The 18,922-nt window shown below is 72.1% G+C and carries 24 protein-coding genes; all 24 read right to left on the bottom strand.

The genetic code is table 11. From position 1 onward, the window contains the following. Window positions 1–1,149 (bottom strand): alanine racemase, encoded by a 1,149-nt coding sequence (gene alr / locus VIM19_14445; GenBank protein ID HEY5186066.1) that lies wholly within the window; start codon window positions 1,147–1,149, stop codon window positions 1–3. Beyond that, a complete protein-coding gene (locus tag VIM19_14440) occupies window positions 1,146–2,588 on the bottom strand; it encodes an NAD(P)H-hydrate dehydratase (GenBank protein HEY5186065.1) in 1,443 nt (480 codons plus the stop codon). Before VIM19_14440 ends, alr begins: the two co-directional genes overlap by 4 nt. After that, window positions 2,585–2,971 carry a holo-ACP synthase gene (locus VIM19_14435; GenBank protein HEY5186064.1) on the bottom strand — a complete coding sequence of 129 codons (387 nt, stop codon included), beginning with the start codon at window positions 2,969–2,971 and terminating at the stop codon, window positions 2,585–2,587. The genes VIM19_14440 and VIM19_14435 overlap by 4 nt, the downstream gene beginning before the upstream one ends. A gap of 16 nt (window positions 2,972–2,987) precedes the next feature. After that, window positions 2,988–4,835, bottom strand: coding sequence for a glutamine--fructose-6-phosphate transaminase (isomerizing) (gene glmS / locus VIM19_14430; protein HEY5186063.1), 1,848 nt, complete (start codon window positions 4,833–4,835; stop codon window positions 2,988–2,990). A 54-nt stretch (window positions 4,836–4,889) separates the two neighbouring features. Beyond that, window positions 4,890–6,233 carry a phosphoglucosamine mutase gene (gene glmM / locus VIM19_14425; protein ID HEY5186062.1) on the bottom strand — a complete coding sequence of 448 codons (1,344 nt, stop codon included), beginning with the start codon at window positions 6,231–6,233 and terminating at the stop codon, window positions 4,890–4,892. 11 nt (window positions 6,234–6,244) lie between these two features. Beyond that, window positions 6,245–6,712 (bottom strand): 30S ribosomal protein S9, encoded by a 468-nt coding sequence (gene rpsI / locus VIM19_14420; GenBank protein HEY5186061.1) that lies wholly within the window; start codon window positions 6,710–6,712, stop codon window positions 6,245–6,247. A 95-nt stretch (window positions 6,713–6,807) separates the two neighbouring features. Next, complete coding sequence (gene rplM, locus VIM19_14415; GenBank protein HEY5186060.1) at window positions 6,808–7,251, bottom strand: 50S ribosomal protein L13; 444 nt, start codon at window positions 7,249–7,251, stop codon at window positions 6,808–6,810. 139 nt (window positions 7,252–7,390) lie between these two features. Further along, the gene (locus VIM19_14410; GenBank protein ID HEY5186059.1) at window positions 7,391–9,073 is read right to left on the bottom strand and encodes an ATP-binding cassette domain-containing protein; all 1,683 of its coding nucleotides are present in this window, start codon (window positions 9,071–9,073) and stop codon (window positions 7,391–7,393) included. A gap of 50 nt (window positions 9,074–9,123) precedes the next feature. After that, on the bottom strand, window positions 9,124–9,930 hold the full coding sequence (truA, locus tag VIM19_14405) for a tRNA pseudouridine(38-40) synthase TruA (GenBank protein ID HEY5186058.1): 807 nt from the start codon (window positions 9,928–9,930) through the stop codon (window positions 9,124–9,126). 53 nt (window positions 9,931–9,983) lie between these two features. Next, window positions 9,984–10,568, bottom strand: coding sequence for a 50S ribosomal protein L17 (gene rplQ / locus VIM19_14400; protein HEY5186057.1), 585 nt, complete (start codon window positions 10,566–10,568; stop codon window positions 9,984–9,986). Between the two features lie 56 nt (window positions 10,569–10,624). Further along, window positions 10,625–11,644, bottom strand: a complete 1,020-nt coding sequence (locus VIM19_14395) for a DNA-directed RNA polymerase subunit alpha (GenBank protein HEY5186056.1) — start codon at window positions 11,642–11,644, stop codon at window positions 10,625–10,627. 100 nt (window positions 11,645–11,744) lie between these two features. Beyond that, window positions 11,745–12,371 (bottom strand): 30S ribosomal protein S4, encoded by a 627-nt coding sequence (gene rpsD / locus VIM19_14390; protein HEY5186055.1) that lies wholly within the window; start codon window positions 12,369–12,371, stop codon window positions 11,745–11,747. 26 nt (window positions 12,372–12,397) lie between these two features. After that, window positions 12,398–12,805, bottom strand: coding sequence for a 30S ribosomal protein S11 (gene rpsK, locus VIM19_14385; protein HEY5186054.1), 408 nt, complete (start codon window positions 12,803–12,805; stop codon window positions 12,398–12,400). Window positions 12,806–12,863: 58 nt separating this feature from the next. Beyond that, window positions 12,864–13,244, bottom strand: coding sequence for a 30S ribosomal protein S13 (gene rpsM, locus VIM19_14380; GenBank protein ID HEY5186053.1), 381 nt, complete (start codon window positions 13,242–13,244; stop codon window positions 12,864–12,866). 156 nt (window positions 13,245–13,400) lie between these two features. Then, complete coding sequence (gene rpmJ / locus VIM19_14375; GenBank protein ID HEY5186052.1) at window positions 13,401–13,514, bottom strand: 50S ribosomal protein L36; 114 nt, start codon at window positions 13,512–13,514, stop codon at window positions 13,401–13,403. 61 nt (window positions 13,515–13,575) lie between these two features. Beyond that, entirely contained in the window at window positions 13,576–13,797 is a 222-nt protein-coding gene (gene infA, locus VIM19_14370; protein ID HEY5186051.1) for a translation initiation factor IF-1, read from the bottom strand. Between the two features lie 190 nt (window positions 13,798–13,987). Further along, window positions 13,988–14,809: a type I methionyl aminopeptidase gene (gene map / locus VIM19_14365; GenBank protein HEY5186050.1), complete on the bottom strand. Its 822-nt coding sequence runs from the start codon at window positions 14,807–14,809 to the stop codon at window positions 13,988–13,990. A 7-nt stretch (window positions 14,810–14,816) separates the two neighbouring features. Continuing rightward, window positions 14,817–15,383: an adenylate kinase gene (locus VIM19_14360; GenBank protein HEY5186049.1), complete on the bottom strand. Its 567-nt coding sequence runs from the start codon at window positions 15,381–15,383 to the stop codon at window positions 14,817–14,819. Then, window positions 15,383–16,678, bottom strand: coding sequence for a preprotein translocase subunit SecY (gene secY / locus VIM19_14355; protein ID HEY5186048.1), 1,296 nt, complete (start codon window positions 16,676–16,678; stop codon window positions 15,383–15,385). Before secY ends, VIM19_14360 begins: the two co-directional genes overlap by 1 nt. 111 nt (window positions 16,679–16,789) lie before the next feature. Then, complete coding sequence (gene rplO / locus VIM19_14350) at window positions 16,790–17,230, bottom strand: 50S ribosomal protein L15 (protein ID HEY5186047.1); 441 nt, start codon at window positions 17,228–17,230, stop codon at window positions 16,790–16,792. A gap of 3 nt (window positions 17,231–17,233) precedes the next feature. Next, entirely contained in the window at window positions 17,234–17,416 is a 183-nt protein-coding gene (gene rpmD / locus VIM19_14345; GenBank protein ID HEY5186046.1) for a 50S ribosomal protein L30, read from the bottom strand. Continuing rightward, on the bottom strand, window positions 17,416–18,012 hold the full coding sequence (rpsE, locus tag VIM19_14340) for a 30S ribosomal protein S5 (protein HEY5186045.1): 597 nt from the start codon (window positions 18,010–18,012) through the stop codon (window positions 17,416–17,418). The genes rpmD and rpsE overlap by 1 nt, the downstream gene beginning before the upstream one ends. A 40-nt stretch (window positions 18,013–18,052) precedes the next feature. After that, on the bottom strand, window positions 18,053–18,439 hold the full coding sequence (gene rplR, locus VIM19_14335; protein ID HEY5186044.1) for a 50S ribosomal protein L18: 387 nt from the start codon (window positions 18,437–18,439) through the stop codon (window positions 18,053–18,055). A gap of 3 nt (window positions 18,440–18,442) precedes the next feature. Then, the coding region (gene rplF / locus VIM19_14330; protein HEY5186043.1) for a 50S ribosomal protein L6 at window positions 18,443–18,922 on the bottom strand (480 nt) is incomplete at its 5' end.

Genomic DNA, 18,922 nt, shown 5'->3' with positions numbered 1-18,922 from the left:
TCAGCCAGCGATCCCGTCGGCGCCGACGACCACCCGGGACAGCCGCGGGCCGAGCCGGGTGACGATCTCGTAGGAGATCGTGCCGGTGGCCCGGGCCCAGTCCTCGGCGGTCGGCTCCCCGTCGTCACCGGGCCCGAACAGCACCACCTCGTCGCCGGCCTGCGCCGGGTCGTCACCGAGGTCGAGCACGAACTGGTCCATGCACACGGTGCCCGCGATGGTCCGGCGGGCGCCCGCGGCCAGCACCGGGCCGACGTTGGTCGCGTTGCGCGGGACGCCGTCGGCGTACCCCAACGGCACCAGGCCGAGCGTGGTGGGGCGCTTGGTGGTGTAGCGGTGCAGGTAGGAGACCCCCTGGCCGGCCGGCACCCGCTTGACCAGCCCGAGCCGGGCGGTCAGGGTCAGGGCGGGGCGCAGCCCGAGCGTCGACGAGTCGGCCTGGTCGGGGATCGGCGACAGCCCGTAGACCGCCAGCCCCGGCCGAACCAGGTCGAAGTGGGCGTCCGGGCGGGTCAGCGTGGCCGCCGAGTTGGCCAGGTGCCGGACCTCGGGCCGGGCCCCGGCCCGCTCGGCCGTGTCCACGGCGGCCCGGAACGCCTCGATCTGATGGTCGGTGGTCGGGTGGTGCGGGGCGTCCGCGTACGCCAGGTGCGACCACAGCCCGACCACCTCGAGTACGCCCTCGGCCTGGGCCCGCAGGGCCGCGTCGACGAGTTCGGCCCAGCGGTCGGCCGGGCTGCCGGCCCGGCCCAGCCCGGTGTCGATCTTCAGGTGCAGCCGGGCCGGTCGGCCGGTCCGTGCGGCCGCACCCGCGACCGCCGCCACGGTGGCCGCGTCGTTGGCGGACAGGTCGATGTCGCCGCGCAGCGCGGCGTCCCAGTCGTCGTCGGGGTCGAGCAGCCAGGCGACCACCCGCGGCTGGGTGAGCCCGGCGGCCCGCAGCTCCAGGGCCTCCTGCAGCAGCGCCGTCCCCAGCCACTGCGCCCCGCCGGCCACCGCGGCCGTGGCCGCCGTCAGCAGGCCATGCCCGTAGCCGTCCGCCTTGACCACCGCGAGCAGCTGCCCGGAGGCCACCCGACTGCGCAGCTCGGCCACGTTGTGCCGGATCGCCGCCGCGTCGACCCGTGCGGTCGCCCGGGGGGTGCTCACCGTCCGATCCTGTCACGCGCCGGCCCGGCGGCCGCGGCGACGGCGTCCGGCAGCCGGGCCAGGACGTCGCCCGCGGACACCGGGCGCCCGGCCTCGGCCGCGAGCCGCCCGGCCAGGCCGTGCACGAAGGCCGCCACCACCGGGGCGAGGGCGCCCAGCCCGCCCGCGAGCAGCCGGCCGATGACCCCGGCGAGCACGTCGCCGGTGCCCCCGGTGGCCAGTGCCCCGGTGCCGGTCGGGTTGACGTGGACGACGCCGTCCGGCCGGGCCACCAGCGTGGTCGAGCCCTTGAGCAGGACGACGGCACCGAGCCCGGCTGCGAGCGCCCGCGCGGCACCGGCCCGGTCGTCGCCCAGTGGTAGGCCGAACCGCTCGAACTCGCGGTCGTGCGGGGTGAGCACGGTCAGCGCCGGCCGGTCGCGCACCCAGTCCTGGTGCTCGGCGAGCAGGGTGAGCGCGTCGGCGTCGACCACGACCGGGACGTCGGAGGCCAGCACGGCGCGCAGCCGCTCCGCCGCAGTGGTGTCGGTGCCCATCCCCGGGCCGACCACCCAGGCCTGGACCCGGCCCTCGTTCACGACCGCCTCGGGCCAGTGCGCCCGGACCTGGTCGGCGGCGCCACCGGTGTAGCGCACCAGCCCGGCTCCCGAGCGCACCGCGCCGCCCACCGAGAGCACTGCCGCACCGGTGTACTGCGGCGAGCCGGCCGCCACCCCGACGACGCCCTGCGTGTACTTGTCGTCGTCCGCCCCGGGTACCGGCCACCCGGCGGCGACGTCCTCGGCGTCGGGCACCAGCAGCGTGGCCACCTCGGGCAGCCACGGGCCCAGGCCGATGTCCACCAGCTCGATGATCCCGGCGTGCGCCGAACCCGGATGCACGAGCAGCCCCGGCTTGAGGGTCCCGAAGGTCACCGTGACGTCGGCCGCGAAGGCCGCCCCGGCCAGGCGCCCCGTGTCGGCGTCCACCCCGCTGGGCAGGTCGACGGCCACCCGCCAGGCCCCCGCAGCAGCAGCGGCCAGGGCCGCCGCCGCCGGCCGCAGGGCGCCGGACCCGCCGATGCCGACGATGCCGTCGACGACCAGGTCGGCCCGCGCCACCAGGCTCAGCGCCGTCGCCTCGTCCCCGGCCGGGACCGCCCGGCCGCCGGCCCGCAGCAGCGCGTCGAGGCCGCCCTGGTGCACCCGCTCGCCGAGCAGGACGGCGTCCACCCGGGCCCCGCGCCCGGCCAGCCGGGCGCCGGCGTACAGGGCGTCCCCCCCATTGTCCCCGCTGCCCACGAGCAGCAGCACGCGGGCGCCGTACACCGACCCGAGCAGCTGCGCGCAGGTCCGGGTCAGACCGGTCGCGGCGCGCTGCATGAGCGTCCCCGGCGGCACGGTCGCCATCAGCGCGCCCTCCGCCTCCCGCACCACCGCGACCGCGTGCGCCGCCCTCACGGCTGCGCTCCGAGGTCCGGCCCGGCGTCCGGCCCGGTCTCGGCGACCACCATGGCCGACGCGATCCCTGCGTCGTGCGACAGCGACAGGTGCCAGCGGTCGATGCCCTGCTCCCGGGCCGCGGCGGCCACCGTGCCGCGCAGCAGCAGCGAGGGCCGGCCGGTCCCGTCGCGCAGCACCTCGCAGTCGTGCCAGGCCAGCCCGGTGGGCGCGCCCAGCGCCTTGGCCACCGCTTCCTTCGCCGCGAAGCGGGCCGCGAGCGACGCCACCGGCAGGTCCCGCTCGTCGGCGGTGAACAGCCGCTCCACCAGCCCGGGACTCCGGTCCAGGATCCGCCCGAACCGCGCGACGTCGACGACGTCGATGCCGACCGACACGATCACCTGCTCGACCGCGGGCTCACTCGACGGTGACCGACTTGGCCAGGTTGCGCGGCTGGTCCACGTCATAGCCCTTGGCGGTGGCCAGCTCGCAGGCGAACACCTGCAGCGGCACCGTGGCCACGATCGGCTGCAGCAGGGTGGGCACCGCCGGGATCCGGATCAGCGCGTCGGCGTACGGCTCGACCGCGGTGTCGCCCTCCTCGGCGATCACGATGGTGAACGCGCCGCGGGCCCGTACCTCCTGGATGTTGCTGACGATCTTGTCGTGCAGCACGCTGCGTCCGCGCGGCGACGGGACCACCACGACGACCGGCAGGCCCTCCTCGATCAACGCGATCGGGCCGTGCTTGAGCTCGCCCGCGGGGAAGCCCTCCGCGTGCATGTAGGCGAGCTCCTTGAGCTTGAGCGCGCCCTCGAGGGCCACCGGGTAGCCCACGTGCCGGCCGAGGAACAGCACGGCCTTGGCGTCGACGAACCGGCGGGCCAGCTCCCGCACCGGCTCGACGGTCTCCAGCACCCGGTCCACGTGCTCGGGCATCCGGGCCAGCTGGGCGACGTGGTCGGCCACCTCGTCGCCCCACTTGGTGCCGCGCACCTGGGCCAGGTAGAGCGCGACCAGCTGGACGGCGGCCAGCTGGGTGAGGAACGCCTTGGTCGAGGCCACCGCCACCTCGGGGCCGGCGTGGGTGTAGAGCACGGCGTCCGACTCGCGGGGGATCGTCGAGCCGTTGACGTTGCAGATGGCCAGCACCCTGGCCCGCTGGTCGCGGGCGTGCCGCACGGCCATGAGGGTGTCCATGGTCTCGCCGGACTGCGAGATGGCGACCACCAGAGTGGAGCGACCGACGATGGGGTCGCGGTAGCGGAACTCGCTCGCCACCTCGACCTCGCAGGGGATGCGGGTCCAGTGCTCGATGGCGTACTTCGCGATCAGCCCCGCGTGGAAGGCGGTGCCACAGGCAATGATGATGATCTTGTCGACCTCGCGGAGCTCCTCGTCGGACAGCCGCATCTCGTCCAGGCGCAGCCGCCCGTCGGCGCCGATCCGGCCCATCAAGGTGTCGGCGATGGCCCGCGGCTGCTCGGCGATCTCCTTGAGCATGAAGTGCTCGTAGCCGCCCTTCTCGGCGGCCGCGGCGTCCCAGTCGACATGGTACGGCCGCACCTGTGCCGGCTCGCCGTCGAACGTCGTGACGATGACGCCATCGCGGCGCAGCTCGACGACCTGGTCCTGTCCCAGCTCGACGGCGTCCCTGGTGTGGGCGATGAACGCGGCCACGTCGCTGCCCAGGAAGTTCTCCCCGTCGCCGAGCCCCACGACGAGCGGCGAGGTGCGCCGCGCGCCGACGACGACGTCCGGCTGGTCGGCGTGGACGGCGACCAGCGTGAACGCGCCCTCGAGCCGGCGGCACACCCGGCGCATGGCCTCCGCCAGGTCGCCGCAGCGGGGGAACTCGCCGGCGAGCAGGTGGGCGACCACCTCGGTGTCGGTGTCCGAGCCGAACTCGACCCCGGCGCCCTCGAGCTCGCCCCGCAGCGCTGCGAAGTTCTCGATGATCCCGTTGTGGATCACCGCGACCCTGCCGAGGGCGTCCAGGTGCGGGTGGGCGTTGCGGTCGGTCGGCGCCCCGTGGGTCGCCCACCGGGTGTGGCCCATGCCCACGGTGGACGCCGCGAGCGGCCGCTCGGACAGCTCCTTCTCCAGGTTGGCCAGCTTGCCGGCCCGGCGCCGGGTCTCCAGCTCGCCACCGGCGAGCACGGCGACGCCCGCAGAGTCGTAGCCGCGGTACTCCAGCCGCCGCAGCCCCTCCATCACGACGTCCACCGCCTGCTTGTCCCCGACGTAGCCTACGATGCCACACATAGCGTTCAGGGTAGCCGGGACGACGGCGCGTCCCACGCACCCGCGCCGGCGCGGTCAGGCCAGCGCGGTCCGGACGTCGTCGGCCAGCCGGTCGGCGACCGCCTGCGCCTGCTCGGCGGTGACCGCCTCGACCATCACCCGTATCAGCGGCTCGGTCCCGCTCGGGCGCAGCAGCACCCGGCCGGTGCTGCCCAGCTCCGCCTGCGCCCCGGCGACCGCGTCGGCCAGCTCCGCCGAGCCGTCGAACCGCGAGCGGTCCACCCCGCGGACGTTCACGAGGACCTGCGGCAGCCGGTCCATGACCGCGGCTAGGTCGCGCAGCGACCGGCCGGTGGCCGCGACCCTCGCCAGCAGCTGCAGCGCAGTGAGGACGCCGTCGCCGGTGGTGGCGTGGTCGAGCAGGACGACGTGCCCCGACTGCTCGCCGCCGAGGTTGTGTCCGCCGGCCCGCATGGCCTCCAGCACGTAGCGGTCGCCCACCGCGGTCTCGACGAACTCGATGCCCTCCCGGACCATCGCCTGGCGGAACCCCAGGTTGGACATCACGGTGGCCACGACGGCGTCGTTCGCCAGGGCCCCCCGGTCGCGCATCGCCAGCGCCAGGACGGCCAGGATCTGGTCGCCGTCCACCACCTCGCCGCGGTCGTCGACCGCCAGGCACCGGTCGGCGTCGCCGTCATGGGCGATCCCGACGTCGGCGCCGTGCTCGAGCACGGCGGCTGCGAGCGGGCCGAGGTGGGTGGAGCCGCAGCCGTCGTTGATGTTCAGCCCGTCCGGCTCGCAGTGGATCGCGATGACGTCGGCTCCGGCGCGGCGCAGCGCCTCGGGCGCGACGAGCGCGGCCGCGCCGTTCGCAGCGTCGACGACGACGCGCAGCCCGGACAGGTCGTGCGGCAAGGTGCCCAGCAAGTGGGCCAGGTAGCGCTCGGCCGCGTCACTCAGCGGACGGATCCGGCCCACCGAGCCCGCGGTCGGCCGCTGCCAGGGCTCGCCCATCCGGGCCTCGACGGCGTCCTCGACCACGTCGTCCAGCTTGACCCCGCCGCGGGCAAAGAACTTGATCCCGTTGTCCGGCATCGGGTTGTGCGACGCCGACAGCATCACGCCGAGGTCGGCGCCGAGCGCGTCGGTGAGGTGGGCGATCGCAGGCGTCGGCAGCACGCCGGCGTCCAGCACGTCGACGCCGGCGCTGGCCAGCCCGGCGGTCACCGCAGCCGAGAGGAACTCCCCGGACAGCCGGGGGTCCCGGCCCACCACCGCGACCGGACGGTGCCCGGCGAACTCGCCGGCGTCGCCGAGGACGTGCGCGGCGGCCACCGACAGGTCCAGCGCGAGCTCCGCCGTGAGGTCGCGGTTGGCCAGCCCACGGACGCCGTCGGTGCCGAAGAGTCGGCCCATCTGGCCCCCGATCAGCGCTTGCTGTACTGCGGAGCCTTGCGAGCCTTCTTCAGGCCGTACTTCTTGCGCTCGGTGACGCGGGCGTCACGGGTGAGGAAGCCGGCCCTCTTCAGCGTCGGCCGGTTGCCCTCGACGTCGATCTCGTTCAGCGCCCGGGCCACGCCAAGCCGCAGCGCACCCGCTTGGCCGGACGACCCACCGCCGCTGATCCGGGCGATGACGTCGAAGCGTCCGTCGGCCTCGAGCACCCGGAACGGCTCGTTGACGAGCTGCTGGTGCACCTTGTTCGGGAAGTAGTTCTCCAGGGTGCGCCCGTTGACGGTCCACCGGCCGGTCCCGGGGATGACCCGGACTCGCGCGATGGCCTCCTTGCGGCGCCCGGTGGCCGAGGCCGGCGCGACAACGATCTCGCGCGGGGTGCTCGACTCCTTGGTCTCGGAGGTGAAGGACTCGCCAGCGAACGTCTCAGCGTCGTCGATGTCGGTGGTCTCGGTGGTCTCGGTGGTCTCGGTGGTCTCTACAGCAGCCTCGGTCACGGCCACGGTTCCTCTCGTCGTCTGGGGGTCGCCGTGGCCTACTGCGCGACCTGGCTGATCTCGAACGGCACCGGCTGTTGCGCCTGGTGCGGGTGCTCAGGGCCGGCGTACACCTTGAGCTTGGTGATCAGCTGCCGACCCAGGCGGTTGTGCGGGAGCATCCCGCGGACCGCCTTCTCCACGGCGCGCCGCGGGTTCTCCTCAAGCAGCTGAACGTAGGGGGTCGACGAGAGCCCGCCCGGGAAGCCGGAGTGGCGGTACGCCATCTTCTGCTCGCGCTTGGAGCCGGTGAGCGCCACCTTGCCGGCGTTCACGACGATGACGAAGTCACCGGTGTCAACATGCGGCGCGAAGACCGGCTTGTGCTTGCCCCGCAGCAGGGTGGCCACCTGGGTGGCCAGGCGGCCGAGGACGACGTCGGTGGCGTCGATGACGTACCACTGGCGCTCGACGTCGCCGGGCTTGGGGGAGTACGTGCGCACGGGCGTAGGCTCTTTCGATCGCTTCGGGTCTGCACGGACGCCGCGGGGGCAGCGTGCGCGAGCGGGCGCGGCTCTACGCCGGCACCCACAACAAGCGACCACGGTACCCGTGGCGTGGGCAAGGGGTCAAAGCGAGGGCCTAGCGCTGCCGCTCCACCCTCGCCTCGTCCCACACCGGGACGTCGGACTCGTAGACCCCGCCGTCCGCGCCGAACACCAGGAACCGGTCGAAGCCACGGGCGAACCACCGGTCGTGGGTCACCGCGAGCACGGTGCCCTCGAACCGCTCCAGACCCTCCTCCAGCGCCTCGGCGCTGGCCAGGTCCAGGTTGTCCGTGGGCTCGTCCAGCAGCAGCAGGGTGGCCCCGCCGAGCTCGAGCAGCAGGATCTGGAAGCGGGCCTGCTGGCCGCCGGAGAGCTGGTCGAAGGGCTGCTCGGCGGCGTGCGCGAGCTCGTAGCGGTCGAGCGCCCTGGCGGCCTCCTCCCTGGGCATCCCGGTCCGGTGCGCATCACCGCGGTGCAGCACCTCGAGCAGGGTCCGGCCGACCAGCTCCGGGTGCTGATGGGTCTGGGCGAACCAGCCGGGCCGCACCCGGGCCCCGAGCCGGGCCTGCCCGGTGTGCCGGACCGGCTCCAGCACGGTCTCCCCGACCGGCCGGTGCTCGACGTCCGGGTCGCTCCCCCCGACCGCGAGCAGCCGCAGGAAGTGCGACTTGCCGGACCCGTTCGAGCCGAGGACGGCGACCCGCTCGCCAAACCACACCTCGAGGTCGAACGGACGCATCAGCGCGGTGAGCTCGAGGTCGGTGCAGACGACGGCCCGCTTGCCGGTCCGGCCGCCGCGCAGCCGCATCTGCACGCTCTGCTCCCGGGGCTGCGCCTCCGGTGGCCCGGCCTCCTCGAACTTGGCCAGCCGGGTCTGCGCAGCCTGGTAACGCGAGGCCAGGCCATCGTTGTAGGCGGCCTTCTGCTTGTACATGAGGACCAGCGCCTTGATCTTGGCGTGCTCCTCGTCCCAGCGGCGGCGCAGCTCGTCCAGCCGGGAGAACCGCTCGGTCCGGGCCTCGTGGTAGGTCGTGAAGCCGCCACCGTGCACCCATACCGTGTTGCCGCCGGCGCCGAGCTCCACGGTCACCACCCGGTCGGCGACCTGGGCCAGCAGCTCCCGGTCGTGGCTGACGAACAGCACGGTCTTGGCCGAGTCCCGCAGCGCCTGCTCCAGCCAGCGCTTGGCCGGGACGTCGAGGTAGTTGTCAGGCTCGTCGAGCAGCAGCACCTCGTCCGGGCCGCGCAGCAGCGCCTCGAGGACCAGCCGCTTCTGCTCGCCACCCGAGAGGGTGCGCACCTCCCGGAACTGGGCCCGCGCCCACGGGAGGCCGAGCGCCTCGGTGCAGCAGACGTCCCAGACCACCTCGGCCTCGTAGCCGCCGGCGTCGGCCCAGTCCGCCAGCGCCTGCGCGTAGCGCAGCTGGGTGGGCTCGTCGTCGCGCTCCATGATGGCCAGCTCGGCGCTCTCCAGCTCGTACGCCGCGGTCCGCACCCGGGGCGGGGCGACCGACACCAGCAAGTCGCGCACCGTCGACTCGTCCCGCACGCTGCCGACGAACTGGCGCATGACGCCGAGGCCGCCGGAGCGCACGACCGCGCCCTCATGCGGGTCGGTGTCGCCGGCGACGATGCGCAGCAGCGTGGTCTTGCCGGCCCCGTTGGCGCCGACTAGGGCGACCTTGGCGCCGTCTCCGACCCGGAACGTCACCTCGTCGAGCAGCACCCGGCCCTCGGGCAGCACGAAACCGACCCGGCTGACGTCCACGTGACCCACGGGGGTCGAGTCTCACCCGGACGACCCGCCCGGCGCCAGTCGTTTCCCGGCTACCGGCAGCGGATCCCCCGGGTCTGCGCCGCGCGGGCCGCCAGCCCGGCGTCCGGCGGGTAGCCGACCTCCTCCAGGGTGAGCCCCTTCGCAGCGGCCACGGCTACCGCCGGGTCGCGCCGCTCGGCCGCCAGCAGCCGCGCGGGCCAGTCCAGGGGCTGCCGGCCGTCCCCCACCGCCAGCAGGCAGCCCACGACCGCCCGGACCATGCTGTGGCAGAACGCATCGGCCACCACGGTCCCGACCACGAGGCCGTCCGCGGTCCGCTCCCAGGACAGCCGCTGCAGGTCCCGGATCGTGGTGCCGTCCGGACGGGCCCGGCAGAACGCGGCGAAGTCGTGCAGCCCCACGAGCGCTTGGGCCGCCTCGTCCATCGCGTCGACGTCCAGTGGGCGCCGGTGGTGCAGCACCTCGTGCCGCTGCAGCGGGTCCACCCCGCCCGGCGCGTCGCTCACCCGGTAGGCGTACCGGCGCCACAGCCCCGAGAAGCGGGCGTCGAACCCGGCCGGCGCGGGCCGGCAGCCCAGCACCCGCACGTCGGGTGGCAGCAAGCCGCGCAGCGATCGCACCACGTGCGCCTCGGCGTCCCGCCAGGCCCCGGCCGGGACGTCGGCATGGGCGACCTGGCCGCGCGCGTGCACCCCCGCGTCCGTGCGCCCCGCGCAGGTGACCCTCGGCGGCTGCGGCAGGCGCAGCACCCGGCCCAGCGCCGCCTCGAGCACCCCCTGGACGGTCCGCTGACCCGGCTGGCGGGCCCAGCCCGCGAAGGCGGTGCCGTCGTACCCGAGGTCGAGCCGGACGCGCACGAGCCCGCCCTCCGGGGGGAGGACGGGCTCGTGGTCCGGCTGGGTGGCTGTGCTCAGGACTCGTCCTTCTCGTCCGGCTCCACGGCCTCGTCCGACTCGTCCGACTGCTCAGCGGGCTGCTCGGCCGTGACCGACTCCTCGGCCGTCTCAGCGGCCGGTTCCTCGACGGTCTCCTCGACCGGCTCGGCCGCCGCGGGGGCCGCCGCCTTCTTCGCCTTGGACTCCTTGACCGAGCGCTTGGTCGCGGCCTCCGCCTCGCCGACGGCGGTCTGCGCCAGCGTCATCGCCTCGACCAGCTCGATGATCGCCATGGGGGCGTTGTCGCCCTTGCGCGGGCCGATCTTGGTGATCCGGGTGTAGCCGCCGGGACGCCCGGCGTAGCGCGGGCCGATCTCCTCGAACAGGACGTGCACGACGCCCTTGTCCCGGATGACTCTGAGCACCTGGCGGCGGGCGTGCAGGTCACCGCGCTTGGCCTTGGTGATCAGCCGCTCGGCCATCGGCCGCAGCCGGCGCGCCTTGGTCTCGGTCGTGGTGATCGAGCCGTGCTCGAACAGCGAGGTGGCAAGGTTCGCCAGAATCAGCCGCTCGTGCGCGGGGCCGCCGCCGAGCCGCGGGCCCTTGGGGGGCGTAGGCATGGTGTCGTTCTCCTGGTTCGCTGGGTTCCGGGGGGACCGCTGGGTCGATCAGCTGCTCAGAGCTGCTCGTCCTCAGCAAACCCCTGGTAGTCGTCGTCCTCGCCGTAGTTGTCCACCACGAGGCCGGGGTCGAACCCGGGCGGGCTGTCCTTTAGGGCCAGGCCCATGGTGACCAGCTTCGCCTTGACCTCGTCGATGGACTTGGCCCCGAAGTTACGGATGTCGAGCAGGTCCGCCTCGCTGCGCGAGACCAGCTCGCCCACCGAGTGGATGCCCTCGCGCTTGAGGCAGTTGTACGACCGGACGGTCAGCTCGAGCTCCTCGATCGGGAGCGCGAGGTCGGCCGCGAGGGCCGCGTCGGTCGGCGACGGGCCCATGTCGATGCCCTCGGCCTCGACATTGAGCTCGCGGAACAGCCCGAACAGCTCGACGAGGGTCTTGCCGGCACTGGCCACGGCGTCCCGTGCCCGCATCGACGGCTTGGTCTCCACGTCGACAACCAGCCGGTCGAAGTCGGTGCGCTGCTCGACACGGGTGGCCTCGACCTTGTAGGTCACCCGCAGCACCGGCGAGTAGATCGAGTCGACCGGGATCCGGCCGATCTCCTGGCCGAGCTGCTTGTTCTGCGCCGCGGAGACGTAGCCACGGCCACGCTCGACGGTGAGCTCGATCTCCAGCTTGCCCTTGGCGTTGATGGTCGCCAGGTGCAGCTCGGGGTTGTGCACCTCGACACCGGCGGGCGGGGCTATGTCGGCTGCGGTGACCTCGCCGGGGCCCTGCTTGCGCAGGTACATGACGACCGGCTCGTCGTGCTCGGAGCTGACCACCAGGCCCTTGATGTTCAGGATCAGGTCGGTGACGTCCTCGGCCACGCCCGGCACGGTGGTGAACTCGTGCAGGACGCCGTCGATGCGGATCGAGGTGACGGCCGCACCGGGGATCGACGACAGCAGGGTGCGCCGAAGCGAGTTGCCGAGGGTGTAGCCGAAACCGGGCTCGAGGGGCTCGACGATGAACCGCGAACGGGTGTCGTCGACCACTTCCTCGGTCAGGGTGGGTCGCTGCGCGATGAGCAAGGGAGTTCCTCCTGGGTCGGGCGCCCGCAATTTGACGCCGACGGATGCTGCCTGTTCGGTGTCTCGCCCCCGGCCACCGGCCGGGGGCGAGACGACGGGCCTACTTGGAGTAGAGCTCGACGATGAGCTGCTCCTGGACCGGCGTGTCGATGACCTGCCGGGCCGGGAGGGCGTGCACGAGGATCCGCATCCGGGTGGGGATGACCTCGAGCCAGGCCGGGACGGTCTTCTCGCCGGCCTCGGCCCGGGCGACCACGAATGGGGTCAGCTCGAGGGAGGCCTGCCGGACCTCGACGATGTCGCTCTCGGTCACCCGGTACGACGGGATGTCGACCTTGCGACCGTTGACCGTGATGTGGCCGTGCCGCACGACCTGGCGGGCCATGTCACGGGACTTGGCGAAGCCAGCGCGGTACACGACGTTGTCCAGCCGGCTCTCCAGGATGCGCAGCAGGTTCTCGCCGGTCTTGCCGGACTGACGCTGCGCCTCCTCGTAGTAGCCACGGAACTGCTTCTCCAGGACGCCGTAGATGCGCGCGCACTTCTGCTTCTCGCGCATCTGCAGCAGGTACTCGCTGTCCTTGGTCCGACCGCGGCCGTGCTCACCCGGGGGGTAGGGCCGGATCTCGATCGGACACTTGGGCGACTCGCACTTGGCGCCCTTCAGGAACAGCTTGGTCTTCTCGCGGCGGCAGCGCTTGCAGTCCGCACCGGTGTAACGGGCCATGAGTGTTCGATGTCTCCTGTCCGCCGTCAGACGCGGCGACGCTTGGGCGGGCGGCAGCCGTTGTGCGGCATGGGGGTGACGTCCTGGATCGAGCCGACCTCCAGGCCGGTGGCCTGCAGCGAGCGGATCGCGGTCTCCCGGCCGGAGCCGGGACCCTTCACGAACACCTCGACCTTGCGCATGCCGTGCTCCATGGCACGCCGGGCCGCAGCCTCAGCGGTCATCTGCGCGGCGAACGGTGTGGACTTGCGGGAGCCCTTGAAGCCGACCTGGCCGGCGGACGCCCACGCGATCACGTTCCCCATCGGGTCGGTGATGGAGACGATCGTGTTGTTGAACGTGCTCTTGATGTGAGCGTGGCCGTGGGCCACGTTCTTCTTCTCTTTGCGGCGCACCTTCTTGGCGCCTGCCGCGGTGCGGCTCTTTGGGGGCATCTTCGGTTAGCTCCTGGGAGGTCGTCGGTCCGGCATCGGTACTGGACCGTGCGGACTGCTACTTCTTGCCCGGCTTCTTCTTGCCGGCGATGGCGCGGCGCGGCCCCTTGCGGGTGCGCGCGTTCGTGTGGGTGCGCTGGCCGTGGACCGGCAGCCCCCGACGGTGCCGCAGGCCCTGGTAGCAGCCGATCTCCACCTTGCGGCGGATGTCGGCCTGCACCTCGCGGCGCAGGTCACCCTCGACCTGGTAGTTGCCCTCGATGTAGTCGCGCAGCTTGACCAGGTCGTCGTCCCCCAGGTCGCGCACGCGCAGGTCCGGGCTGACGCCGGTCGCGGCTAGGGTCTGCTGCGCGCGGGTCCGGCCGATCCCGTAGATGTAGGTGAGCGCCACCTCAAGCCGCTTCTCGCGGGGGAGGTCGACGCCGACTAGACGTGCCATGCGGGCTTCCTTCGCTTTCGTTGGAGGTCGTGCGCCGGTCCGGCCCCCTCCGCCCGTCGGAGGGGCCCCGGCCTCCGTGCCGGGGGTGGCGTCCCAAGCGGGACGTGGACGACGCCTTGGTGGTGGTGCGGTGGAACTGGTGAGCTCGGGGTCTGCTCAGCCCTGCCGCTGCTTGTGCCGCAGGTTCTCGCAGATCACCATGACCCGGCCGTGACGGCGGATCACCTTGCACTTCTCACACATCGGCTTGACGCTGGGCTTGACCTTCATGACGACTCCGGGACGTGCTGGTCGACGGACGCCGATCGACGCCCTGCTGGGGTGCGACCGTTCACTTGTAGCGGTACACGATGCGACCGCGGTTGAGGTCGTACGGGGAGAGCTCCACCACCACCCGGTCCTGAGGCAGGATCCGGATGTAGTGCTGGCGCATCTTCCCGCTGATGTGCGCGAGAACCTTGTGCCCGTTCTCGAGCTCGACCCGGAACATGGCGTTGGGCAGCGACTCGACCACTGTGCCTTCGAGCTCGATGACACCGTCCTTCTTCGCCATGTCCTCCGCTATCTGTCGTTCGTGGGATGGTTCCTGGGCTGGTCCCGCGGTGAGGCAGGTCCGTCGACGTCACCACCAGGACCCTGTGCACGCGGGGACGAACCCCAGCCGCGACGTGCAGCAATCAGAATCGGCGGTGAGCCGACTGCCTATGCTACGCCACCCACAGGGGTCCTGGGAAACCGGGCGATCATGGGGACACCGGGGTGCGCACGCGGAGCGCGGCCAGGCGGGTCGCCCCGCCGTCCACCGCGGTCAGCACCCAGGGCCCCTGCTCGGTGAGCGCCACCGTGTGCTCGAAGTGCGCGGACGGCTGGCCGTCCGCGGTGACGACCGTCCAGCCGTCCTCGAGCAGCTCGGTCTGGTGGGTGCCCAGGTTGACCATCGGCTCGATGGCCAGCACCACGCCCGGAGTTAGCCGTGGCCCGCGCCCCGGCTTGCCGTAGTTGGGCACCTGCGGGTCCTGGTGCATGGCGGTGCCGATGCCGTGGCCCACGTACTCCTCGACGATCCCGTACGGGCCGGCCGTGCGCACGTGCTGCTCCACCGCGTGCCCGATGTCCGACAGCCGGCCGCCGGGGCGCATCGCGGCGATGCCCCGCCACAGCGACTCCTCGGTGACCCGCATGAGGTCGGTGAGCTCCTGCGGGACCGCACCGACCGCGAGTGTCACGGCCGCGTCCCCGTGCCAGCCCTCGACGACCGCCCCGCAGTCCACGGAGACGATGTCGCCTTCCTTGATCACGGCGTCCCCAGGGATCCCGTGCACGATCTCGTGGTTGACCGACACGCAGATGGTCGCCGGGTACCCGTAGTACCCGAGGAAGTTCGAGGTGGCCCCGGCCGCCCGGATGTGCTCGGCGGCGACGGCGTCCAGGTCGCGGGTGGTCACGCCCGGCTGCAGGGCGTCCCGCACGGCAGCCAGCGCACCGGCGACCACCAGGCCCGCGGCTCGCATCAGCTCCAGCTGCTCCGCGGTCTTGGTCTCGATCCGACCCCGGTCCAAGAACACGCGCCGGTCAGCCCTTCCCGAGCGCGGCCAGCAGCCGTCCGGTGACCTCGGCGACCTCTCCGGTGCCGTTCACCCGGCGCAGCAGACCCAGGTGCTCGTAGACCGCGGCCAGCGGGGCGGTCTGCTCGCGGTAGACGTCCAGCCGGTGCCGGGCGACGTCCACGCCGTCGTCCGAACGGCCCTCGATCGTGGCCCGGCCGGTGAGCCGCCGGACGACCTCCTCGGGGTCCACGGTGATCTCCAGGACGGCGTCCAGCGAGTGGTGGGTCTCGGCGAGCAGCCGGGTCAGCTCGACGACCTGGGCGGTGGTGCGGGGGTAGCCGTCCAGCAGGAAACCGTCCACGCAGTCCGGCTGGGCCAGTCGGTCGCGGACCATCGCGTTGGTGACCTCGTCGGGCACGTACTCACCGGCGTCCATGTACTGCTGGGCGCTGCGCCCCAGCGGCGTGCCCTGCCCGACGTTGAGCCGGAAGATGTCGCCGGTGGATATGGCGGGGACACCCAGCCGGGCGGACAGCGCCTTGGCCTGGGTGCCCTTGCCCGCGCCTGGGGGGCCCAGCAGCACGAGCCTCATCAGCGCAGGAACCCCTCGTAGTTGCGCTGCTGCAGCTGGCTCTCGATCTGCTTTACCGTGTCCAGGCCCACCCCGACCATGATCAGGATGCTGGTGCCGCCGAACGGGAACGACTGGCTGGCGCCCACGCTGGCGAAGGCGATCAGCGGCAGCACGGCGATGAACCCGAGGTACATCGAGCCGGGCAGGGTCAGCCGGGTCAGCACGTAGTCGAGGTAGTCGGCCGTGGGCCGGCCGGCCCGGATCCCGGGGATGAAGCCGCCGTACTGCTTCATGTTGTCCGCGACCTCGGTGGGGTCGAACGTGATCGCCACGTAGAAGTACGTGAAGAAGATGATCAGCATGAAGTACGCCAGGATGTACAAGGGGTGGTCGCCCTTGATGAAGTACTTCTGGACCCACACGCTCCAGCCGCTGGTGCCGCCGAACATCTGCACCAGCAAGGTCGGGATGTACAGCAGCGACGACGCGAAGATGACCGGGATGACCCCGGCCATGTTGACCTTGAGCGGGATGTAGGTGGACGACCCTCCGTACATCCGGCGTCCGACCTGGCGCTTGGCGTACTGCACCGGGATCCGCCGCTGGGCCTGCTCCATGAACACCACGAGCGCCACCAGCGCCAGGCCGACCACGATCACGACCGCGAAGATCCACGGGCCCTTGGACTTGAAGATCGCCCAGATCTGGGTCGGGAACCGCGCGATGATCGAGGTGAAGATCAGCAGCGACATGCCGTTGCCGATACCCCGGTCGGTGATCAGCTCGCCGAGCCACATGATGACGCCGGTCCCGGCGGTCATGGTGACGACCATCGTGAGCAGCACCCACAGGGACTTGTTCGGCACGATGGCGGCCGTGCAGCCCTGGAACAGCCGCCCGGGAGTCTGGGCGATCGCGATGAGCGCGGTGGACTGCAGGATGGCCAGGCCGATGGTCAGGTACCGGGTGTACTGCGTGAGCCTGGCGGTGCCGGCCTGGCCCTCCTTCTTGAGGGCCTCGAAGCGTGGGATCACCACGGTGAGCAGCTGGATGATGATGCTCGCCGTGATGTACGGCATGATCCCCAGCGCGAAGACCGACAGCTGCAGCAGCGCCCCACCGCTGAACAGGTTGATCAGCCCGTACAGCGACGAGTCGCTGACCTGGTTCAGGCAGCTCTGGATCGCGACGTAGGAGACCCCGGGGGTCGGGATCACGGAGCCGAGTCGGAACAGCGCCAGGATCGCGAGCACGAACAGCAGCTTGCGCCGCAGGTCAGGCGTCCTGAACGCCTGGGCGAAAGCGGTGAGCACTCAGGCCTCCTGCACGATGCACCCGGGAGGTGCTTCGAGGGTCGAGAACGGGAGTCCGCGCGGATGACCGCGCGGTTCCCTTCGGACGTCGATCCAGACGATAACAGCCGGTCAGAGCTCGGTGCTGCTGCCTCCAGCGGCCGCGATCTTGTCCTTGGCCGTCGAGGAGAAGGCGTGCACCGTCACCTGGACCGCCGCCTCGATGTCCCCGTTGCCGAGGATCTTGACCGGGCTGTTCTTGCGCACGGCGCCCTTGGCCACCAGGTCGTCGACGGTCACCGTGCCGCCGTCGGGGTACAGGGCGGACAGCTTGGCCAGGTTGACGACCTGGAACTCGACCCGGTTCGGGTTGGTGAAGCCGCGCAGCTTGGGCAGCCGCATGTGCAGCGGCATCTGGCCGCCCTCAAACCGGTCGGGGACCTGGTAGCGCGCCTTCGTGCCCTTGGTGCCGCGCCCGGCGGTCTTGCCCTTGGAGCCCTCGCCGCGGCCGACCCGCGTCTTGGCGGTCTTGGCGCCCGGGGCCGGGCGCAGGTGGTGGACCTTGAGCGTCATTCCTTACTCGACCTCCTCGACGGCGACCAGGTGCTGGACCGTCCTGACCATGCCGCGGATCTCCGGCCGGTCCTCCTTGACGACGACGTCGTGGAGGCGCTTGAGGCCGAGCGAGCGCAGCGTCTGACGCTGGCTGTGGGTCCCGCCGATCGGCGAGCCCGTCTGGGTGACCTTGAGGCGGCCCATCAGGACTCCCCTGCGGCCCGTGCCCGCAGCAGCGCTGCCGGCGCGACGTCCTCGATCGGCAGGCCGCGGCGAGCGGCCACCGCCTCGGGACGCTCGAGGCGACGCAGCGCGTCAACGGTGGCGTGCACCACGTTGATCGCGTTGTCCGACCCGAGCGACTTGGACAGCACGTCGTGGATGCCGGCGCACTCGAGCACGGCGCGCACCGGACCACCGGCGATGACACCGGTGCCGGGGGCGGCCGGGCGGAGCATGACGACGCCGGCCGCCTTCTCCCCCTGCACGGGGTGCGGGATGGTGCCCTGGATCCGGGGCACCTTGAAGAAGGACTTCTTGGCCTCCTCGACGCCCTTGGCGATGGCGGCCGGGACCTCCTTGGCCTTGCCGTAGCCGACTCCGACGGTGCCGTCGCCGTCGCCGACGACCACGAGCGCGGTGAAGCTGAAGCGTCGGCCGCCCTTGACGACCTTGGCGACCCGGTTGATCGCAACGACGCGCTCGATGAAGGCGGTCTTCTCGACGCCTCCGCGGCCACCGTCACGACGGTCGCGTCGCTCGTTGCCACCGGCTCCGCCACCACGGCGGGGTGCAGCCATTACAGGTCCTTCCCGTTCGTCCTCGTCAACACGGCGTCCATCAGAACTCCAACCCGCCCTCGCGGGCACCTTCGGCGAGCGCAGCCACCCGGCCGTGGTAGCGGTTGCCACCCCGGTCGAAGACGACCGACTCGATCCCCGCGGCCTTGGCCCGCTCGGCCACCAGCTCCCCGACCTTGCGCGCTTTGGCGGTCTTGTCGCCCGCGAACTCGCGCAGATCGGTCTCCATGGTGGACGCCGAGACCAGCGTGCGGCCCTCGAGGTCGTCGATCACCTGCACGAACACGTGCCGGGTGGACCGGGTGACCAGAAGGCGGGGCCGCGCAGCGGTGCCGGCGACCTTCTTGCGCACCCGGATGTGGCGGCGCTTGCGACCGATGGTCTTGGCGCTGGTCTTGGTGCCACTGAGCTTCACACCGACAGCCATGGCTTACTTACCAGCCTTTCCGACCTTGCGGCGAACAGCCTCGCCGGCGTAACGGATGCCCTTGCCCTTGTACGGCTCGGGCTTGCGCAGCTTGCGGATGTTCGCCGCGACCTCGCCGACCTGCTGCTTGTCGATGCCGCTCACCGAGAACTTGGTGGGCGCCTCGACCGAGAAGCTGATCCCCTGCGGGGGCTCGATCAGTACCGAGTGGCTGAACCCCAGCGCGAACTCCAGCGCGTCACCCTTCGCGGTGACGCGGTAGCCGACGCCGACGATCTCCAGCGACTTGCTGTAGCCCTGGGTGACCCCGGTGACCATGTTGGCCACCAGCGTGCGGCTGAGCCCGTGCAGCGACCGGCTCACGCGGTTGTCGTCCGGGCGGGTCACCGTGAGCGTGCCGTCCTCGGCCCGCTCGATGCGGATCGGGTCGGCGACGGTGTGCGACAGGGTGCCCCTGGGGCCCTGCACCGTGACGTCCTGGCC

It is taken from the genome of Actinomycetes bacterium (assembly GCA_036510875.1).
Lineage (GTDB): Bacteria > Actinomycetota > Actinomycetes > Prado026 > Prado026 > DATCDE01.
The sequence above is the reverse complement of the archived record's forward strand: the minus strand, read 5'-3'. Positions and strand labels throughout refer to the sequence as shown.

Excerpts from the sequence above, each read along its gene's own strand:
- glmS (HEY5186063.1), bottom strand. The coding sequence starts at position 4,835 with ATGTGTGGCATCGTAGGCTACGTCGGGGACAAGCAGGCGGTGGACGTC.
- glmM (HEY5186062.1), bottom strand. The coding sequence starts at position 6,233 with ATGGGCCGACTCTTCGGCACCGACGGCGTCCGTGGGCTGGCCAACCGC.
- rplQ (HEY5186057.1), bottom strand. The coding sequence starts at position 10,568 with ATGCCTACGCCCCCCAAGGGCCCGCGGCTCGGCGGCGGCCCCGCGCAC.
- rpsD (HEY5186055.1), bottom strand. The coding sequence starts at position 12,371 with ATGGCCCGTTACACCGGTGCGGACTGCAAGCGCTGCCGCCGCGAGAAG.
- rpsK (HEY5186054.1), bottom strand. The coding sequence starts at position 12,805 with ATGCCCCCAAAGAGCCGCACCGCGGCAGGCGCCAAGAAGGTGCGCCGC.
- rpsM (HEY5186053.1), bottom strand. The coding sequence starts at position 13,244 with ATGGCACGTCTAGTCGGCGTCGACCTCCCCCGCGAGAAGCGGCTTGAG.
- rpmJ (HEY5186052.1), bottom strand. The coding sequence starts at position 13,514 with ATGAAGGTCAAGCCCAGCGTCAAGCCGATGTGTGAGAAGTGCAAGGTG.
- infA (HEY5186051.1), bottom strand. The coding sequence starts at position 13,797 with ATGGCGAAGAAGGACGGTGTCATCGAGCTCGAAGGCACAGTGGTCGAG.
- VIM19_14360 (HEY5186049.1), bottom strand. The coding sequence starts at position 15,383 with ATGAGGCTCGTGCTGCTGGGCCCCCCAGGCGCGGGCAAGGGCACCCAG.
- rplO (HEY5186047.1), bottom strand. The coding sequence starts at position 17,230 with ATGACGCTCAAGGTCCACCACCTGCGCCCGGCCCCGGGCGCCAAGACC.
- rpmD (HEY5186046.1), bottom strand. The coding sequence starts at position 17,416 with ATGGGCCGCCTCAAGGTCACCCAGACGGGCTCGCCGATCGGCGGGACC.
- rpsE (HEY5186045.1), bottom strand. The coding sequence starts at position 18,012 with ATGGCTGCACCCCGCCGTGGTGGCGGAGCCGGTGGCAACGAGCGACGC.
- rplR (HEY5186044.1), bottom strand. The coding sequence starts at position 18,439 with ATGGCTGTCGGTGTGAAGCTCAGTGGCACCAAGACCAGCGCCAAGACC.